This is a genomic window from Paraburkholderia sp. CNPSo 3281, assembly GCF_024206515.1.
GTDB classification, from domain to species: Bacteria; Pseudomonadota; Gammaproteobacteria; order Burkholderiales; family Burkholderiaceae; genus Paraburkholderia; species Paraburkholderia nodosa.
The window spans coordinates 31,741-49,455 of the sequence record NZ_JAMBPS010000056.1 but is presented as its reverse complement, the minus strand read 5'-3'; the positions used below and the strand labels follow the sequence as shown (position 1 = coordinate 49,455).

Annotated in this window: 12 protein-coding genes; 7 read left to right on the top strand and 5 right to left on the bottom strand. The window is 68.0% G+C overall.

What is annotated here, in order from left to right; genetic code table 11:
* Window positions 1-312 precede the first annotated feature (312 nt).
* From tssA to M3I56_RS33740, 5 genes are all read right to left on the bottom strand, one after another.
* Window positions 313-1,428 carry a type VI secretion system protein TssA gene (gene tssA, locus M3I56_RS33760; RefSeq protein ID WP_254357689.1) on the bottom strand — a complete coding sequence of 372 codons (1,116 nt, stop codon included), beginning with the start codon at window positions 1,426-1,428 and terminating at the stop codon, window positions 313-315.
* Complete coding sequence (locus tag M3I56_RS33755) at window positions 1,425-5,366, bottom strand: type VI secretion system protein (RefSeq protein WP_254357688.1); 3,942 nt, start codon at window positions 5,364-5,366, stop codon at window positions 1,425-1,427. The genes tssA and M3I56_RS33755 overlap by 4 nt, the downstream gene beginning before the upstream one ends.
* Window positions 5,363-6,424 (bottom strand): DotU family type IV/VI secretion system protein, encoded by a 1,062-nt coding sequence (locus M3I56_RS33750; RefSeq protein ID WP_254357687.1) that lies wholly within the window; start codon window positions 6,422-6,424, stop codon window positions 5,363-5,365. The genes M3I56_RS33755 and M3I56_RS33750 overlap by 4 nt, the downstream gene beginning before the upstream one ends.
* Entirely contained in the window at window positions 6,417-7,784 is a 1,368-nt protein-coding gene (gene tssK, locus M3I56_RS33745) for a type VI secretion system baseplate subunit TssK (protein ID WP_254357686.1), read from the bottom strand. The genes M3I56_RS33750 and tssK overlap by 8 nt, the downstream gene beginning before the upstream one ends.
* Before the next feature lie 101 nt (window positions 7,785-7,885).
* Window positions 7,886-8,380, bottom strand: coding sequence for a hypothetical protein (locus M3I56_RS33740; protein WP_254336061.1), 495 nt, complete (start codon window positions 8,378-8,380; stop codon window positions 7,886-7,888).
* Between the two features lie 547 nt (window positions 8,381-8,927).
* Here M3I56_RS33740 and tssB point away from each other — a divergent pair.
* From tssB to tssH, 7 genes are all read left to right on the top strand, one after another.
* Window positions 8,928-9,503 carry a type VI secretion system contractile sheath small subunit gene (gene tssB, locus M3I56_RS33735; protein ID WP_254357685.1) on the top strand — a complete coding sequence of 192 codons (576 nt, stop codon included), beginning with the start codon at window positions 8,928-8,930 and terminating at the stop codon, window positions 9,501-9,503.
* A gap of 21 nt (window positions 9,504-9,524) precedes the next feature.
* The gene (gene tssC / locus M3I56_RS33730) at window positions 9,525-11,000 is read left to right on the top strand and encodes a type VI secretion system contractile sheath large subunit (protein ID WP_254357684.1); all 1,476 of its coding nucleotides are present in this window, start codon (window positions 9,525-9,527) and stop codon (window positions 10,998-11,000) included.
* 132 nt (window positions 11,001-11,132) lie between these two features.
* Window positions 11,133-11,639 carry an Hcp family type VI secretion system effector gene (locus tag M3I56_RS33725; RefSeq protein ID WP_028208509.1) on the top strand — a complete coding sequence of 169 codons (507 nt, stop codon included), beginning with the start codon at window positions 11,133-11,135 and terminating at the stop codon, window positions 11,637-11,639.
* Between the two features lie 12 nt (window positions 11,640-11,651).
* Window positions 11,652-12,146 carry a type VI secretion system baseplate subunit TssE gene (gene tssE, locus M3I56_RS33720; protein WP_254357683.1) on the top strand — a complete coding sequence of 165 codons (495 nt, stop codon included), beginning with the start codon at window positions 11,652-11,654 and terminating at the stop codon, window positions 12,144-12,146.
* Complete coding sequence (tssF, locus tag M3I56_RS33715; RefSeq protein WP_254357682.1) at window positions 12,130-13,917, top strand: type VI secretion system baseplate subunit TssF; 1,788 nt, start codon at window positions 12,130-12,132, stop codon at window positions 13,915-13,917. The genes tssE and tssF overlap by 17 nt, the downstream gene beginning before the upstream one ends.
* Window positions 13,881-15,011 (top strand): type VI secretion system baseplate subunit TssG, encoded by a 1,131-nt coding sequence (gene tssG, locus M3I56_RS33710; protein ID WP_254357681.1) that lies wholly within the window; start codon window positions 13,881-13,883, stop codon window positions 15,009-15,011. The genes tssF and tssG overlap by 37 nt, the downstream gene beginning before the upstream one ends.
* Window positions 15,008-17,671 (top strand): type VI secretion system ATPase TssH, encoded by a 2,664-nt coding sequence (gene tssH, locus M3I56_RS33705; RefSeq protein WP_254357680.1) that lies wholly within the window; start codon window positions 15,008-15,010, stop codon window positions 17,669-17,671. The genes tssG and tssH overlap by 4 nt, the downstream gene beginning before the upstream one ends.
* Window positions 17,672-17,715: the final 44 nt, after the last annotated feature.

The window sequence follows — 17,715 nt, the reverse complement described above, 5'->3', positions numbered from 1 at the left end:
CGCGGCCATGCGCGGCAACGTCAGTGTGCGATTGCGGGTAAAGGCGGTGGGGGTGCGGCGCACGCGCTCGGCGAGCGCCGGATCGAACAGGAAATCGGAGAACTCAGCCAGAAGGCGGGAAGACGCCGGTATTTGAGTTCATATCGTTGATTTATCAGGAAGTTATGGTGTGAAGTTTACAGGTCCCACGGTTCGTTTACAAGCACTTCCGGGGCTTAAGTTGAGAGCATTGCCCCGCACAGGGGCAACCCAGGCAGACCGACACGAAAACAAGCATGCCCAGTCGGTGTTAACAGGAGCCCAAAAGAACCACTATACATCCCCGCTCTCAGGCAGCAACCCAAGCGCCGCCCCCAACGCCCTGCCCCGTTCACCGGCCATCAGCTCGGCGAGCAGTTCGGGCAACGGCTTCCCACCCCAGTCAAGCGCCCGCTTGAGCATATAAGGCACAGGACTATGCGGCTCATAGCGCATGAGGTAGTCCGCAACGATAGCGAGCAACCGATACGCCTCATCGCGCGACTGCGGCGCATCCAGTCTCCTCGGCCCAGCGGACTCCAGCACCGCGCCAGCCGCAGCAACCTGACCCGCTGCCGGTTCGACCACCGTCTGTTCCTGAATCGTTGCGGCCTCAACCATCGGTACGTCCTCCCACTGGGGATGCGTCGTGAGCCAGTCACGCAGCACGCTCTCCATGCGCTCCAGCGTCTCCAGTAGCGCTCCGAACGACGGCGCCTCCGCGCCGAGCCGCTGCGTGCACCACGAATCGAGTTTCGCTATGGGCGCCCGAGCCGCGCGCAGCGCCTGTAACTGGTCGCGCAACGCGGCAGGCGCCGCCGCATGCGCTGCCTGAGCCAATGCCTGCGCCACGCGGGCGACCTCCTCCCGCTTCGCGGCCGGCACATCTTTGCGGTCTTTCACCGCAACAGCCTCGCGCTGCGCGCCCTGCCAGCGCGCAAGCGTCAGCGCTGATCCGTCAGGCCCCGCGCACAACGCAATCCGGCCGCCGAGCAAGGTCGGATACTGCTGGGCCACCCACGCGAGCGGCGCAGCACGAAAGCCCAGGTCGCCGTCGCGCGGCAACGGATGAATGTCGTCCCAATAGCGCGCACACAATTCGCTCAGCAAGACGAAGCAATCCGGCAACGCAACACATCCATATCGATACAGCCAGCTCTCGCCCAGCCATGCGGCAAGCGTCAAATCCTTGCTACGGCGGGCCAGGAGGTCCTCGCAGCCCGCTTCGACGGTGGCCCAGTCGGCGACCTTGAGCGTGGTTTGCCAGATGCCCGCTGGCAATGCCGGGTCGTCCTCGCGTCGCGCCGCCTTGATCGCGTCGAAGGCGGCGTCATGCAGCAGCGAGACGCCGGCTGGCGCGCCGCCCGGTATCGGTTGAACGAGTGCTTCGATGTCGAATGCCGGGTTCATCCGCGCCCCGCCTGTGTGCTCGACGGATACGGTCCATAGGTGACCGCAGGGGTGCCGTATGCGCTGTAGCCCGGCGCCGCGTACGGCAGGTCGGGCAACGCGAGCGCCGTTTTCGATGCACCCGTCATGCCCACACGCATGAACATGCGCGCGGTTTGGGTGCCGCCGTTACGATCGCGCACCGGCACGCTCAGCACCATGCGTGCGTTGCCCGCGCCCGTGCCGGTATCCGCGCCGTCGTCCGGCACCGCGTGCAGGCGCACGAGGCGCAATAGCGACCACGTGTCGTTTGCCGCCCATGTGGCCGCTTCGCCGTCGACCGAGAGCGTCGGCTGCGAGGCGTCCTGCATGGGCCGCCACGGACCGTCCTTCGCCCAGCGCAGGCTCAGCGCGGCGGGCTGGCCCGGCGCCCAGCGCAGCGGCGTGCCAGCCGCGGCGGGCCACGCGAGCGTCTGGCTGCCGCTCGCGAGCGACCACTGGATGACCTGGTCCGCACCGGCTTCGTCGGCGCGATCGATGCGCCAATCCACCGCCACGTCCACGCCCACGAGCGCGCCGTCCGCGCCGCGCGCCACCAACGCGTCGAGCCACGGCTTCGCGCGCGCGAGCTTCGCCAGAAACTGCTGCGCGCCCGCTTGCGGGCCGCCGCTCGCCGCCGCAGCACTCATGCCGCGTTGCGCATCCGCAAGCTTCGCGTCGAGCAGCGCCACGAAGGCCGCCGTCTGCCGCAGGTCGGCGGCCTGCGCGTTCGCATCCGCGGAAAACGGGAAGCGGCCCGCCAGGTAGCGAGCAAAATAGTTGCGCAGCTGTTCGTAGGCCTCCCCACCAGTGCCAATCTGCAGCCGGTAGCAGCGCTCGCGCGCGGACGAGACGAGCCGCATGCCCGCGCTCGCGACGATGTCGCCCGAGCCCGGCACGTCCACCTGCGCAAGCGAGGCGCTGCAAGTGTCGAGGTCCATCTTGTCGAGCTGGTTGGAGATGATCGACGGCACCGCCACCAGCGCGCTCGCCGGGCTGCGGGCGCGGTATTGCGCGAGGTCCGCGAAGAGCGCCTTCCAGCGCGCCACGAGTCGCGCGTCCGCGGTAGAGAGCGGCGGGTTCTGCGTGCTCAGCCAGTCGAGCGCGCTCGACGCGAGCGTGGCCGTGTCCGCCACTGCACTCGACTGCGCGGCAAGGTAGGTTTGCAGCGCTTCGGGCGTGGCGGCGCCGAATGCGCGCATCGACCCGCCCGCGTTGCCGTTCCACGCCGAGAAGTCGCCTCGCAGCGGTCGAAACGGTTCGAGCGATTGCAGCTGGACATCGGTCGAGCGCAGCACGTCTAGCGCCGCGTCGCTCACGCGCAGGGCGACCGCTTGCGCGAGATCGGCGCGGCCGAGCGAGTCGAACACTTCCACGAGATCGGTCGCGTTCTTGCGCAGCGTGTCGAAGGACGCGCCCTGCGTTGGCGGCGCGTAGGCGACGTTGCGCGCGCCGGCCGCCGTCGTTGCCGCCGTGGCAATGGGGGCCGAAAGCGCGGCCACCATGCTGTGCACGGTCGCATTGCCCGCCGCGGCGAGCAGCGCCCCGCGCCACGCTTCGGGCGCTTGCGCGAGAAGACCAGCGGAGTATTGCTTGTAGGCCGGCAGGATCGCCAGTGCGCGCTGCGCCGAGTCGGCATCCACGCCGCGAATTTCGGCCGCCGCATTGCCCTCGCCCGCGACGAACGACTGGCCGAGCAGCGTGCGCAACGCGTCGCGCAGCGGCAGCAGGTCCGGCGCCAGTTGCAGCCCTGTGGTGGGATTGGAGGCCAGCACGCCAGGCAGGTTGCCGCTCGCGAGCCAGCGCGCCGCGAACGCGCTTTGTTCGCTCTGTTCGTGCTCCAGCACGCTCGCCACGGGCGTCGCGCCGATCAGGCGCAGTCCCTTTGCGGTGTCGAAGGTCGCCGTGAGTCCCGGCACGAGTTCCTGGCCGTGCGTGCCCGCCCAGCCGTGGTCCGCAGTGTCGACCTGGGTTGCGAGCGTGTCGATGCGCGTGGCCAGTTCGGAGAGCGACGCGGTCGTGGGCACAGCGCCTGGCACCTTGAGATCGGCGAGCATGGCCTGGATCTGCGCCGCGTTCGTCGTGAGCGAGGAGTCCTGATAAATGTCGTCGAACCAGCGGTCGAAGGTCTCCTCGAAGCACACGCTCGCGCGCGCTTGCGCGGTGCGCGCCTCGGTGCCGTCGAACGACAGCTGACCGCCTTCCACCGCGGTCGCGCGCACGGCGTCGTCCAGCCCCGCGCGGTCGGCCACATGATCGGGCGAAAAGCTTACGCCCACCGCACCGCGCATGAGTTGAGCGAGCATGACGGTGTTGCCCGAATCGCGTTCCACCAGATCGTTGTAGTTCGTGATCAGCCGCTCAGTCTGCGCCGCGTTCGTGACGAGCCGGGTGCCCTGCGTGTACTCGGGCAGGTCCTGGGGACGCCGTGCGGCTGCGGCGAGGCTCGCGTTGTCGCTCGACTCGATGGCGCCGTCGCAGTTCAGATCGGCGAGACGGCTGACGAGCCGCGCGCGCAGCGGCGTGAACACGAGCCCGCTCAGCACGTGGTATTGCGCGTCGTCGAGCCGGCGGCGCAGGCCGAAATACGAAAGCGGCATGAACGGCGTGGCGAGCTGCCAGCGCGGCACCTTGACGAAGGCGTTCGCGGCGCTGCCCAGCGCGTTCGCCGCCGCCGTTTCGCTGGTGCTCGCGCCCGCTTCGTGCCACGCGACGCTGGCGAGCGCGAGCGCGTCGTAGCTGCTCGCGAGCGAGCGTGCGTCGCTGCGCACGTGCCAGGTGGTGATGCCCAGGCCCACGCACCAGCACACGCCCAGCGCGATCGCGCCGAACGTGGCGATACGGTAGCGCCGCATGCGCAGCGCGAGCACGCGCGGAATGGCGAGCGCGAGTCCCTGCCCCGGCATCAGCAGGTCGTGCCAGAGACGCGACGCGAACGCCGGCGCCGCCGCCGCGCGCGCCTCCCTGCGCGCCGCGGTCGTGATGGCGGGCTCCTCGCGCTCCTGCGCCTGCGGCATCGCACCTACGCACCAGATGCCGCGCAGGAGCGGCGCGGTGCCGTCGGCAGCGCCGCGCAAGGTGGGCTCGATGTGCTCGCGCAACGGTTCGCGCAGGGTGTCGATGCGCTGCGGCAGCAGGAATACGTCGCCGTCCAGCGCGCCGTCCAGGGTGCCCATTTCGGTGACCGTCGCCGCGAGCGCGCGGCTCATGTCGGCGAAGGCTTCGTCCACCCACGCGGGTTCGAAGGCGCGCCGCGGCGCATACGGCGAGGCCCAGCCCAGCGGCGTTTCGATGCGCTCGCGGCGCAGACGGGCCGCGAGCGCATCGAAGCCCGGCAGCGCGTCGCAGCCCGTCACCACCACGTAGAGCGGCAGCATCTGACCCAGTTGACGCTGCAGTGCGAGCACCGTGCGTGAGGCTTCGAGCGCCGCGTCGGTGTCCGCGCGCACGGTTCCGTTTTCGTCGATGAGCGTATCGAGCGCGATCACCCACACGAGCGTGTCGAGCGGGCGGCCCGGCCGGTTGCGCAGCAGACCGCGCAGCAACCGCCCGCCGGTCGAGCCGCGCCGGCGCTCGGCGGCCGCACGCGCGCCGAGCGACTCGCCTGGCTCTGCGATCAGAATGCCTTCGGCATCGTGCCAGAGCCTGCCGAACCACGCCGGCTCGCCAACGGGCGTGAGGCGCCAGCTGAGCGCCAGCGCGTCGAGCGCAGCGGGTGCTCCGGTTGCCAGCACGCGCGGCACCGAGTACGGATCGCGCACGCCCATCGCGTTGTGCGCCGTGCGCATCATCGCGGAGAAGTTGCGCAGCGGTCTGCGTTCGTCGCGCCCGCGCACCCAGCGCACGACGAGCCCGGCCGCGAGCCCCACGATCAACAGCGCGATGAGGACGATCAGGACGACTATGAGTGTGGTCGTCATGGCCGTGCTCCGCGTGGCGTGGCGTCCGGGCTGTCTTCGCTGGCTTCGTCGGCGTTCTGTGCGCTCACCGTGACGATGCGCCGTGCCGCGAGCGCGAGCGTGGCACGAGGCGTCGTCGAGACCGTCGGCGCCGCGGGTGTGTCCTGAGTTTGCGCCATGGCCTGAACGTCGGTGGGCGGAGCCAGTGGCCGCAGTCTGCGCACCGCCCGTGCGCGCGGCAGCACCATGCCCGTGGTGCTCGTATGGTTCACCTGCGCCGGACGCCCTTGCGCCAACGACACCGTTTCGAACTGTTCGAGCGATGGCCGCACGGGCGCCGTCGCATAGAGCCACAGCAGCTGCGACATGCCGAGCAGCGCCGCGAATCCGCCACCCACGAACAGGGCGAGGCGTGCGCGGTCTGGAAACATCTGCGTGAGCGGACGAGTTTCGCGCGGCGCCAGCGCGGCGTGTTCGAGCGGCGCGCCAAGCCGGTCCGGCTCGGGGTCGCGCTGCATGGCGAACGCGAACAGCGCGTGGCGCAACTGGTCGTGACGCAAGGCGCCCGCCTCGCCGCGCAGGCGGCCGCGAAAGCCTAACGTGAGGCAGGCGAGATAGACGTTGGCAAGATCGCGCTGCGCCGGATCGCGTTGCGCGAGCAAGGTTTCGATGGCGGCCGGAATGCGCTCGCCCGCCGCGCGCGTGCCGAAAATGCGTGCTTCGAGCGGATACGTTTCCCACGCGCTCGCGCCATTCCACGCCGAAAACAGCAGTAATTCGTCGAGCAGCGCGACATAGGCGTACTGCGCGGCGGCGATGTCCGCTTCGCCCGCCGCGCCGGTCCAGGCCATCGCGTCGCGCGCAAGCTTGCGTGTGGCGGACTGCAACTGCGTGGCGAGCGCGTCGGCTTCGCGCTGCGGATCGGCGGGCGTCTCTGCGCTCGCGGCGTTCGCCGCGCTGGCTGCATTCGCCGCCTGCGCGACCGCGCGCAGGCGCGCATTCTCCGCGAACGCGAACGCCACGACGAACGCGCGCATGAGCGGCAGGCGCTCGTCGCTCGGGTCGCTGGCATCAAACATGATCGGCTCCCGCCTGGCGTGCGTCGTCGGCGGCGTCGCCAGTGGGCGTGAAGAGTTGCACAGCCCAGGGGGCGCGCCCCGGCACGGTCGTGCGGACCTCGATGCACAACGGCTGCGCGCGGTCGAACCACGCGTCCTCCACGGCCACCGCGAAGAGCGTGGTGTCGTCGCCCGTGGCGTAGGCCGCGCGCTCCTCGCGCGCGAGCCGCCGGCGCGCGAGGCCGCGCATGCGTTGCCGCGCGAGCGTGGGCACATAGGGCCGTGATGCGACGACGGCATGATCGAGCCACATGCTCGCGTCGTGCTCGCCCGCGTCGGGCGGCATGCGCAAACCAATCACGAGTTCGCGCGCCACGTTGCCGCCGCTTTCGAACGGCGGCGCGATCCAGAAGCTGCCGCCCTCCTCGGTGAACGCGCGCACGCGATACCCCTGGCGGATCGTCGCGAGCGCTTCGTCCGCCCATTCCAGCAGCGGATCGAACGACGCGAGCAGCGCCATGTAATCGAACGTCGCGAACGCGGGCACGCCGCGCGCGGGACGCAGCGCCGCGAGCGCGCCCGTCATGCCGGCAACGGCGCGGTACAGTTCCGCGGGATGCGCGATGCCGGTGACGAGCGTCGCCTCCACTTCGGGCAGGCGGCTCCAGAGCGCGCAAAGCTGGCGCTCGATCTGGCCCGCGTCGTCGCGCTCTTCCGCGCGCTGCGCCGCCTGCAGACGCCCGGCCAAAAACACGCATTTCTCGCGCACGCGCAGCAGCAGTTGCATCACGCGTTGACCGAGCACCGAGTCGGCGCGCACGAACGGACACGGCGGCGCGTAGTCCGCAATCGCGACGCCGCCGCCCTGCTGCCTCACGCGCATGAGCGGCAAGCGGTCGAATTCGTGACGGCCGAGATCCGTCATGAGGTGCAGGCGCGGCGACCACGTCGTGATCGAAGCCGGCTCGCCGCCCGAGACGAGATCGGGAACGTCCGGACTCTCGCGCTGGGTGTAGCGCCCGGCCTGCGGATCGAGTTGCCCGCCGCGATACAGGGGCGGCACCGCGAGATAGATCGTGACCTCCTCGTCCGGTGCGCTGAATGCGTGGCTCACGTCGATCTCCAGCACGGGATCGTACGGCGTGTGGCGAATGGCGAGGCCGTCTGCCAGAATCGCCTCCAGTGCGCTGATGCGCACGAGCCCCTGGGCGAGCCCTGCAGCGTCGTGCTCCAGCGAGAGCACGCCCCAGTAATGCGCGCGCGCGGCGCCGGCGAGCAACGCGGCGTGCCCCGCCGCGTGCAGCGCCTGGGTCTGGAAATGCTGCGGCAGCAAGGGCATGCCGTCAAACCAGCAGACCGGATCGGGAAACGAAGTTCGCATGATGTGTTTGCTTTCTATTGCTAAACGTTTCGTCGTTTAGTGTTGCTGCGCCGCTGTGTGACACCGTCGCGTGACACAGTTGCGTCACATAGTCTCGTTGCTCAATGCGCGGCCTGCACGCTCAGATCCTGGTCTCCGAGCAGCAGCAGCGCGTGAGCGGGCCCCGTGTCGAGCCTCACGCGGTGCGCGCCCGGTGTCTGGTAGTCAGCAAACACCACTACGCCTGCGCCCCGCTTGCCGCCAAACGGAAACGGCGCCGCCGCGATCTGCTGGCCCGGCACGACTTCGAACGACACGACCGTGATGTCCTCGGGATGATCGCGGCGCCATTGATCGCGCTGCGCGAACCACTTCGCCGAAGGCAGGCCGAGCAATGCATCGAGCAGTTGCGGATTGCGCACGAGCACGGCGTCCACGGCAATGGGCGTGTCCTGATTCGCTTGAGTGGAAACGGCGATGGCCAGGGTATCTACCTGTACCTTGGGCAGCGACGAACACCCCGCGAGCACCTGCGCGAGCGCGAACGCTAGCGTGGCTGCACGCCAGCCGTACGGCTTCGCGGCGCGCGACGCGCCGGCGAATAACGTGGTGATCACTGCGCAATCCCCATTGTGTGCGCCGCCTCTTGTCCGCGATGCCTCGTGCCCGCGCGCAGGAGAATTCATGCTAGTTCGTATTTCTAATCAAGACGCATGTTCCGCTGCGCAAGCTGTTTCGCGCGTAGTCTACAAGCGCCTCACGCGTCATTGCAATAACGATTTTTTAATCGATCAATTCAAAAGCAATGCGTAAATAAACTTGAAAGGAGATGAGTCTATGCGCCGTAAATATACTTTGAAATTCCGCGTTTACTGTCCTAAAGTCGTGACCGTCTATCTTCACGACGTGCGCGACGAAGGACAAGGTGAAGCCGCACGCAGCGCGAACGCTTGACGCCGTGAATGCTCTCGTTTGACGAATCCGGGGCATGCTTTAGCTGTGTTTTTCTGAAGGACCGGGAATGCGCCTGGCAATCGTTTAATTACGTTTTGCGGGGCATTGTCGTCTTAAAGAAAACGCATCGTGAAAAGGGCGGATTGACGAAAAACGCGCATCTCTCCCGTTACACAATGCAATAGAAGAACGACCGCCACCGAGGTGACCATGGCCGACAGTACCCAGCACTGGTTCGAACGGAACCGACCGCCGCGTGTTCAGATCACGTACGACGTCGAAACAGGCAATGCCATCGAAAAGCGCGAGCTGCCGCTCGTCGTGGGCATTCTTGCCGACCTGTCCGGCAAGCCTGTCGAGCCGTTGCCGAAAATGACGGAACGCCGCTTCGTCGACATCGACCGCGACAATTTCAACGACGTGATGAAGTCGATCGGGCCGCGCGTGACGCTGCAGGTCGACAACACGCTCGCCGCCGACGGCAGCAAGGTCAACGTCGAGCTGAAGTTCGAGCATATCGACGACTTCGATCCCGTGAGCATCGTTCAGCAGATCGGTCCGCTCAAGCAGCTCTACGACGCGCGGCTGCGCCTGCGCGACCTCCTCACCAAGCTCGACGGCAACGACGAGCTGGACAAGCTCCTCCAGGAAGTGGTGCACGACCCGAAGGGGTTGAGCGAAATCCGTTCGGCGCACCCGCAGGACACGCCGACTGCGCAGTTGCCGCCGCCCGCGGGCGACGCCCCTGCCCCTGCCAGCCCTTCCAGTGACACGCCGGCCAGCTAAGCTCAACACGAGGAGACAATCATGTCCGACATTCAGGCCGCCGCGACCGCGCAGGCGGGTACGGTCACGCTGCTCGACCGCATCGTGCACGAAGGACGCATGGCGCAATACGAGGAGCAGCAGCAGCATGCGCGCGAGCTGCTCGCCGAGTTCGCGCTGCAGGTGCTCGACAAGAACATGACCATCGGCCGCGACACGGTGGCGATGATCAACGATCACATCCGCAAGATCGACGAGCTGATCAGCGAGCAGCTCAACGAGGTACTGCACCATCCCGACATGCAGGCGCTGGAGTCGTCGTGGCGCGGGCTGCACTTTCTGGTGAAAGGCTCTGAAACGGGTACGCGCCTGAAACTGCGCCTCCTGAACGCTTCGAAGAAAGACCTGCAGAACGATCTCGAGAAGGCCATCGACGTCGACACGAGCGCGCTCTTCAAGAAGATCTACGAAGAGGAATACGGCACGTTCGGCGGTTTTCCGTTCAGCGTGCTGGTGGGCGACTATTACTTCACGCGCCAGACGCCCGACGTGAGCCTGCTCGAAAAGCTCGCCTCGGTGGCCGCCGCCGCACACGCGCCGTTCATTTCGGCCGCGCACCCGCAGCTGTTCGACATGTCGAGCTTCACGGAGCTAGGCGTGCCGCGCGATCTCTCCAAGGTCTTCGAGACGATCGACATGGCCCGCTGGCGCGAATTCCGCAAGAGCGAAGACTCGCGCTATGTCGCGCTCACACTCCCGCACATCCTGATGCGGCATCCTTATCATCCGGACAGCAATCCGGTGGAGGGCATGAACTTCTTCGAGGACGTCGACGGCACCGACCACTCGAAGTATCTCTGGGGCAACTCCGCCTTCGCCCTGGCGCAACGCATCACAAACGCGTTCGCGCAGTACAGCTGGTGCGCCGCGATTCGCGGCGTGGAAGGCGGTGGCGCGGTCGAGCGCTTGCCGGATCACATTTTCCAGACGGCTTCGGGCGACAAGGCCATGAAGTGCCCCACGGAAGTGGCGATCACCGACCGCCGCGAAAAGGAGCTCGACTCGCTCGGCTTCATTGCGCTCGTGCACAAGAAGAACGAAGGGCTCGCGGTGTTCTTCGGCGGCCAGACCGCCTGCAAGCCAGCGCTCTACAACACGCCCGAGGCCACGGCGAACGCGCGCATTTCGGCCATGCTGCCGTATATCCTCGCGGCGTCGCGCTTTGCGCACTACATCAAGGCGATCATGCGCGACAAGGTCGGCAGCTTCATGACGCGCGAAAACGTGCGCAGCTATCTCAACACGTGGATTGCCGACTATGTGCTCGTGAACGACAACGCGCCGCAGGAAATTAAGGCCCAGTATCCGCTGCGCGAGGCGCGCGTGGACGTGACCGATGTGCCGGGCAAACCCGGCGCGTACCGCGCGACGGTGTTCCTGCGGCCGCACTTCCAGCTCGAGGAACTCACTGCCTCGATCCGGCTCGTGGCGACGCTGCCGCCGCCGGCGGCCGCCTGATCCACCGGCAAAGAAAGCGATTCGATGAAGAGACGACGGCCAGGCGGCGCATGAGCGCCCCTGGTCCCTGAACGCGCCCGGCGCCGCGCACGCGGCCCGCGTAGTTCTTTACTGCTTCGGGAGCAGCAAACCATGGATTCGATCATTCTCGACCTGGGTGGCGACATCAAAGGCGAGTGCACGCTGGAAGGCTATACCGACAAGATCGAGTTGATGTCGTACAGCCACAACGTGGCGATGCAGGTCACCAACGACGTCAGCAACTCGGAGCGCACGTCGGGCAAGCCCCATCTCGGCGAATTCACCGTGACGAAGTTCGTTGACGTCGCCACGCCCACGCTCAACGAATATTGCTGCTCCGGCAAGGCCATTGCGAGCGCGACTGTCGTGGTGGGCCGCAACGCAGCCGAGAGCGACGGCAAGATCATGCCGTTCATCACCTATACGCTGAACAACGTCGTGCTGAGCAACGTGAGCGTGTCGGGCGGCGCGGGTGGCAAGCCCGTGGAAACGCTCTCGCTGAACTTCACGAAGATCAAGTGGGAACTGACCGCGCAGAAAGACGACGCCACCAAGGAAGGCACCGCGGCCACCACATGGGACCTGGCCGCGAACAAGGTCGTGAAGGCGGCAAGCTAGCGCGCACCGCCTATGGCGAACGTCCGCGCTTTCATCGCCATCGCGCCCATGCCGCTCTTCGAGCGGCTGGCCGACGACGCGCCTTTCGACGCGCATGAGTCCGTTGACGAGCTCGCCGCGCGCACGCTGGACGCGGCCGGCTTGCGCGCGTCGGTCCGCGCGGAGTTACTGCGCCTTCTCAACACGCGCCGCGGCGCGCCGCGCATGCCGCGCGCGCCGGACGTCCTGCTCTACGGCCTGCCCGACTGGAGCGGTCAAAGCGCGGCTCGCGCGGAAGACCGGGCGGTGATTGAGCGTGAGGTGGCCGAAGCCATCCGCGCGTTCGAGCCGCGCCTTCGCGACCCGCGCGTGAAAATCGAAGCGGACGCTGCCGCGCCATGGCGGCTGTGCCTGCGCATTCAGGGAACGCTGCGCGGCAGCGACGGCGTGGAGCACGTCGTCACCTACGTCGCCGGGCAGGACGGCGAAACGCAGTCCATCGGGATCATCGATGAACGACTCGCTTGATGCGCAACTGCTCGACTACTACCAGCGCGAGCTGACTTATCTGCGCCGCGCGAGCGAAGGCTTTGCGCAGCGGTATCCGAAGATCGCCCGGCGGCTCGAACTCGGCCCCGGCGAGAGCGCCGACCCAAACGTCGAACGTCTGATCGAAAGCTTCGCGGTGCTGACCGCTCGCATCCAGCGCACGCTCGACGACGAATACACCACGCTCACGGACGGACTGCTCGAACAGTTCTATCCCTACGCGTCGCGACCCGTGCCTTCCATGACGATCGTGCAGTTCGAGCCGGACCCTACGCAAGGTAGCATCGCCGCAGGGTATCGCGTGCCGCGCGACACGCCTCTCATGCACGTGGATGCGAGCGGCGCGACGGTCTACTGGCGCACGAGCAGCGACGTCACGCTCTGGCCGATCACCCTCGCCGCGGCCCAGTTGCTCGACGCCGAGGAAGCCCAGGCGCTCACCGGCAATGCGTCGCTGCAATCGGCGCTGCGGCTCACGTTGCGGGGCATCGGGCCGCACAAGCTGGGCACGTTGCCGATCGAGCGCTTGCGCGTGCGCCTCACGGGGTCGCCCGTCACCTCCGCCGCGCTCTACGACCTGCTCGGCGCGCACAGCGCCGCCACCTGGCTGCAGACGCCAGAGGGTACCTTGCACGCGCAACGCGGGCTGCCCTCCCCGGTCGGCTTCGATGAAGAAAACGCGCTCCTGCCGCTCGAAGACGGCGCGCATCCGGCCTGCCGTCTGCTGGTCGAGTACTTCGCGTTTCCCGAGAAGTTCGCGTTCTTCGATCTGCCGTTCAAGCCGCCCGCCGATGCGCTCGACAGCGTCGATCTCGTGATCGGCTTCACGGCGGCCCCGCGCGGGCGCTTCACGTTGCATACGCACGATATCCAGCTCGGCTGCGCACCCGCGCTCAATTTGTTCGCGCGCACTTCCGAACCCTTGCGGCCCGACGGCACGGCGCGCGAAATGCGCGTGAGTCCCGACGCGCACCGCGAATCGAGCACCGAGATCTACGCCGTGCGCAACGTGCGCGCCGTGGCGGGCCGCACGGTGACGGACGTGCCGCCCTGGTACGGCTCGATGCACGGCGCGGATTCGGCTGTCTACTGGTACGCGCGGCGCGTGAGCGGCCTGCATCCGTCGCGCCCCGGCAGCGACGTCATGCTCACGTTCGTCGATACGCGCTTCAATCCCGCCGCGCCCGCGGCGCGCACGCTCACCGCGGACCTGCTGTGCACCAATCGCCATCTGGCGCACCGGCTCGCGCCGGGCGCCGCGCTGTCGTTCGAAGTGCCGGGCCCGGTGGCGAGCGTGCGCATTGCACATCGGCCCACGCCGCAGATCGTGGCCGCACTCGACGGCACGTCGCGCTGGCGCCTCGTGTCGCAGCTCGTCCTCAATCACACGTCGATCGTGGAAGGCCCGCAGGCGCTACAGTCGCTGCGCGAAATGCTCATGCTCCACAATCTCGGCGCACATGCCCCCTCGCAGCGCCAGATCGCGGGACTTCTGGCCGTGTCGAGCGAACCCATCGTCGCGCATGTCGGGACGGACCGCTGGCGCGGCTGGCGCAACGGACTCGGCGTGCGTATCGAACTCGACGAAGCGAGCTTTGTGGGCGCGAGCACCGTGCTCTTTTCCGGCGTGCTTGCGCAATTCTTCTCGCTCTATGCGAGCGTCAACCGTTTCGTACAGACCTCGCTCGTGCGCGACGGTCGGGAGGTCCGCACATGGCGGCCGACGATGGGCAGCCCGCTCGTTCTCTGACGCAGCGGCTGTTCGACGAACCGCACGCGTTCGAATTCACGCAGGCGGTGCGTCTGCTCGAGTTGTTGCAGCCGCACGCGCAGCCGCTCGGCACCGGGCTCGACCCCGGCCAGGAAGCGCTCGCGTTGAGCGGCAATCTTTCTCCCGCGTTTCCGGCGAGCGCGCTCGGGCCATTGCGGCGCGGCTTGCCGCGCTCGCTCGCCTTTGCGCCTCAGCCGGGCGAAGAACCATCCGCAGCATCCGTCCATGCGGGACCGCCCCAGTTGCAGGTCAACGCATTCGCGCTGGGCGGCCCGAACGGCCCGCTGCCCGGTGCATGGCAGGAATGGCTGCAGGACCGTCTGCGCCGCAAGGACCGCTCGGCAGCGGCGTTTCTCGACATCTTCCAGCACCGGTTGCTGGCGTTGCTGTATCGTGCGCAGCGCAAGTACCGCAGCGCCGAGCCGCTGCCCGCCACGGCGCAGCGTTCAGCCGACGTCGTGCTGCGCGCGCTGACGGGCAACGCCTCGCTGAATTCGCGCGCCTCGTACAACCGCGTGGCGCAAGAAGCGCCAGCGCCGCCCGAGCCGCTCGACCTGCGCGCCGTGCTGGCGCGCGCGGGGCTCTTCGCGAACCGCCGGCGTTCGCTTGCGGGCTTCGACGTCATGGTGCTCCATCATTTCCGCGTGCACGTGCGCTCCACGCCATTCGCGGGCGGCTGGCGCACGCTGCCCCCGGCGAGCCGCACGGCGATCGGCTCCGGCGGGCGCAACCGGCGGCTCGGCCAGGATGCCGTTGCGGGCACGAGGATCTGGGACGAACACCAGGGCATACGCGTGCGGCTCGGTCCGCTCAGGCGTGAGCAGTACGAAGCATTCCTGCCGGGCGCGCCTGCCCACGAAGCGCTGCATTCGCTGGCCGCCGAGTGGTTCGGCGCCGAACTGAAGGTGCATCTCGAACTGCAGCTCGCCGCAGGCGAATTGCCGCGCGCGCGCCTCTCGCGGCGCGCGCCGCTGAGGCTCGGCTGGACCGCCTGGGCCGGCGCGGCGGAATCGGCGCCCGCGCGCCTCACGCGCCTTGCGCCCGACGACATACAGGGGCGTACCGGGCCGTGACGCTCGATCTCAAGACGCTCGTTGCGCGCCTCGAGCGCGAGCCGCGCGAAGCCCTCGAACGCGCCGCGCAGCAATGCCTGCGCGAAACGCATTTCGTGGTCGAACTCGAGCACTGGCTGCTCGCGCTCGCCGAACCCGAGGGCGGCGATTTCGCGTGCGTGCTGCCGCACTTCGGCGTGGACCGCGCTGCGCTCAGCGCCGAGATCCGCATGGCGATCGCGCGCTTCAAGCGCGGCAACACGGGCATGCCGTCGTTCTCGCCTGACCTGCTCGTGTGGCTCCAGGATGCGCTCGTGCAATCCACTGTCGTGCTCCAGCAGCCGCGCGTGCGCGCGGCGACGTTGCTCATCGCGCTGCTCGAAAACGACGCGCTGCGCGCACGCGCCGTGCATGGGGCACCCACGCTGCTTCGCGTGGCGAGCGCTGCGCTGCGCGCCAATTTCTCCGATTGGCTCGCACCGATCGAAGCGGGCGCATCGCTTGCGCCGCTGACTCCGGTCGCCCCCCTCGAACCGGCCATAGACGACGCGACCCTTCCCGCGTTCGCGAGTGCGCTTGAGTCCGCTACGCCATCACCCGCCCTGCTCGACCAATACACGCTCGATCTCACCGCCGAAGCACGGGCCGGCCGCATCGACCCGATCATCGGACGCAATGCGGAGATCCGCCAGACGCTCGACATCCTGTTGCGGCGGCGGCAGAACAACCCCTTGCTCGTGGGCGCGCCGGGCGTGGGCAAAACGGCCGTGGTCGAAGGACTCGCGCTGCGCATCGCGGCGGGCGACGTGCCGCCGCCGCTTGCCGAAGTCTCGCTGCGCATGCTCGACCTCGCGCTGCTGCAGGCGGGCGCGGGCCTGAAAGGCGAGTTCGAGCGGCGCCTGCGCGCGGTGATCGACGAGGCGCGGCATTCGCCACGGCCCGTGGTGCTCTTCATCGACGAGGCCCATACGATGATCGGCGCGGGCGGCGCGGAAGGCGGCAGCGACGCCGCAAACCTGCTCAAGCCCGCGCTTGCGCGCGGCGAGCTGCGCACGATCGCGGCCACGACGTGGCTCGAATACAAGAAGTACTTCGAGCGCGACCCCGCGCTCGCGCGGCGCTTCCAGCTCGTGCAGATCGAAGCGCCCGACGAGCCCGCGGCCGTCGCCATGCTGCGCGCGCTGGCGCAAAAGTTCGAGGCGCATCACAACGTGACGATCCTCGACGCCGCCATCGTCGACGCGGTGAAACTCTCGCATCGGTACATCTCCGCGCGCCAGTTGCCCGACAAGGCGATCGCCGTGCTCGACACCGCGTGCGCACGCGTGGCGCTCGCGCAGCACGACACGCCGCCGCAACTGGAAGCCGCCAGGCACCGGCAGCGCGCGCTCGACGACGAACTGCTGCGCCTGCGCACGGAAACGGTGCTCGGGGCGAACCACACGCAGCGCCTTGCCACGCTCGAAGCCGAACATGCGCACAACGCCACGCTCGTCGAGACGCTGGAAACGCGCTGGCATGACGAGGCAGCTACCGTGCGCGAGATTCTAGCGGTACGCGCGCGCCTGGCCGCCCTCGACGCAGCGCCTCTCGATGCCGTCAACCACGGCGCGCAAGAGCCGCCAGATAGCGCGGACGCGAACGAGAACGAAAACGAGAACAGCGAGGCCGCCGATCCGCGCGAAGACCTCGCCGCCGAGCTGGCGCGCCTCGAAAGCGGCCTCGAAGCGATTCGCGACGACGATCCCATGGTGCCGGTTTGTGTGGACTCGAAAACCATCGCCGCCGTGATCGCGAGCTGGACCGGCATTCCCGTGGGCAAGATGCTCGCCGACGAAGCCCACGCCGTGCGCACGCTCAAGGGCCGTCTCGCGCAGCGCATCGTCGGGCAAGACGCTGCGCTCGACCGCATCGCCATGCGCATCCAGGCGTGGCGCGCGGGACTCGCCGACCCGTTGCGCCCGGTAGGCGTCTTCCTGCTCGTGGGGCCGACGGGCGTGGGCAAGACCGAGACGGCCTATGCCCTTGCGGATGCGCTCTACGGCGGCGAGCGCAATCTCATCGTGATCGACCTCGCCGCGTATCAGGAAGCACACGCCGTCTCGCAGCTGCGCGGCGCGCCTCCGGGCTACGTGGGCTATGCGAGTGGCGGCCAGCTCACAGAAGCGGTGCGCAGGCGTCCTTATAGCGTGGTCCTGCTCGACGAAATCGAAAAAGCGCATGTCGACGTGCTCGAAGCGTTCTACAACGTCTTCGACAAGGGTGTAATGGAAGACGGCACCGGGCTTGTGGTGGATTTTCGCAACACGGTGATCCTCGCCACCAGCAACGTGGGCGCCGAGCTGCTGCTCAATACGCCCGCCGCAACGCTTGCCACCGACGCCTTTGCGCGGCGGCTGCACGATGAACTGCTGCACGCGTTTCGTCCGGCGTTCCTCGCGCGCATGACCGCCGTGCCTTATGCCGCGCTCGACGACACGGTGCTGCGCGCCATCATCGAAAAGAAGCTCGAACAACTGCGCATGCGCTACCGCGACGCGACGGGCAAACAGTTCGCCTTCGACAGCAGAATCATCGACGCCGTGCTCGCGCGCTGCCGCGCCGCGGGCGGCGCGCGCGAGATCGACAACGTGCTCATGAACGAACTGGTCGGCACGCTCGCGCAGTGGGCGCTCGAATGACGACGCACGGGACTCGCCACACCGCATTCCACTCAACATACTCC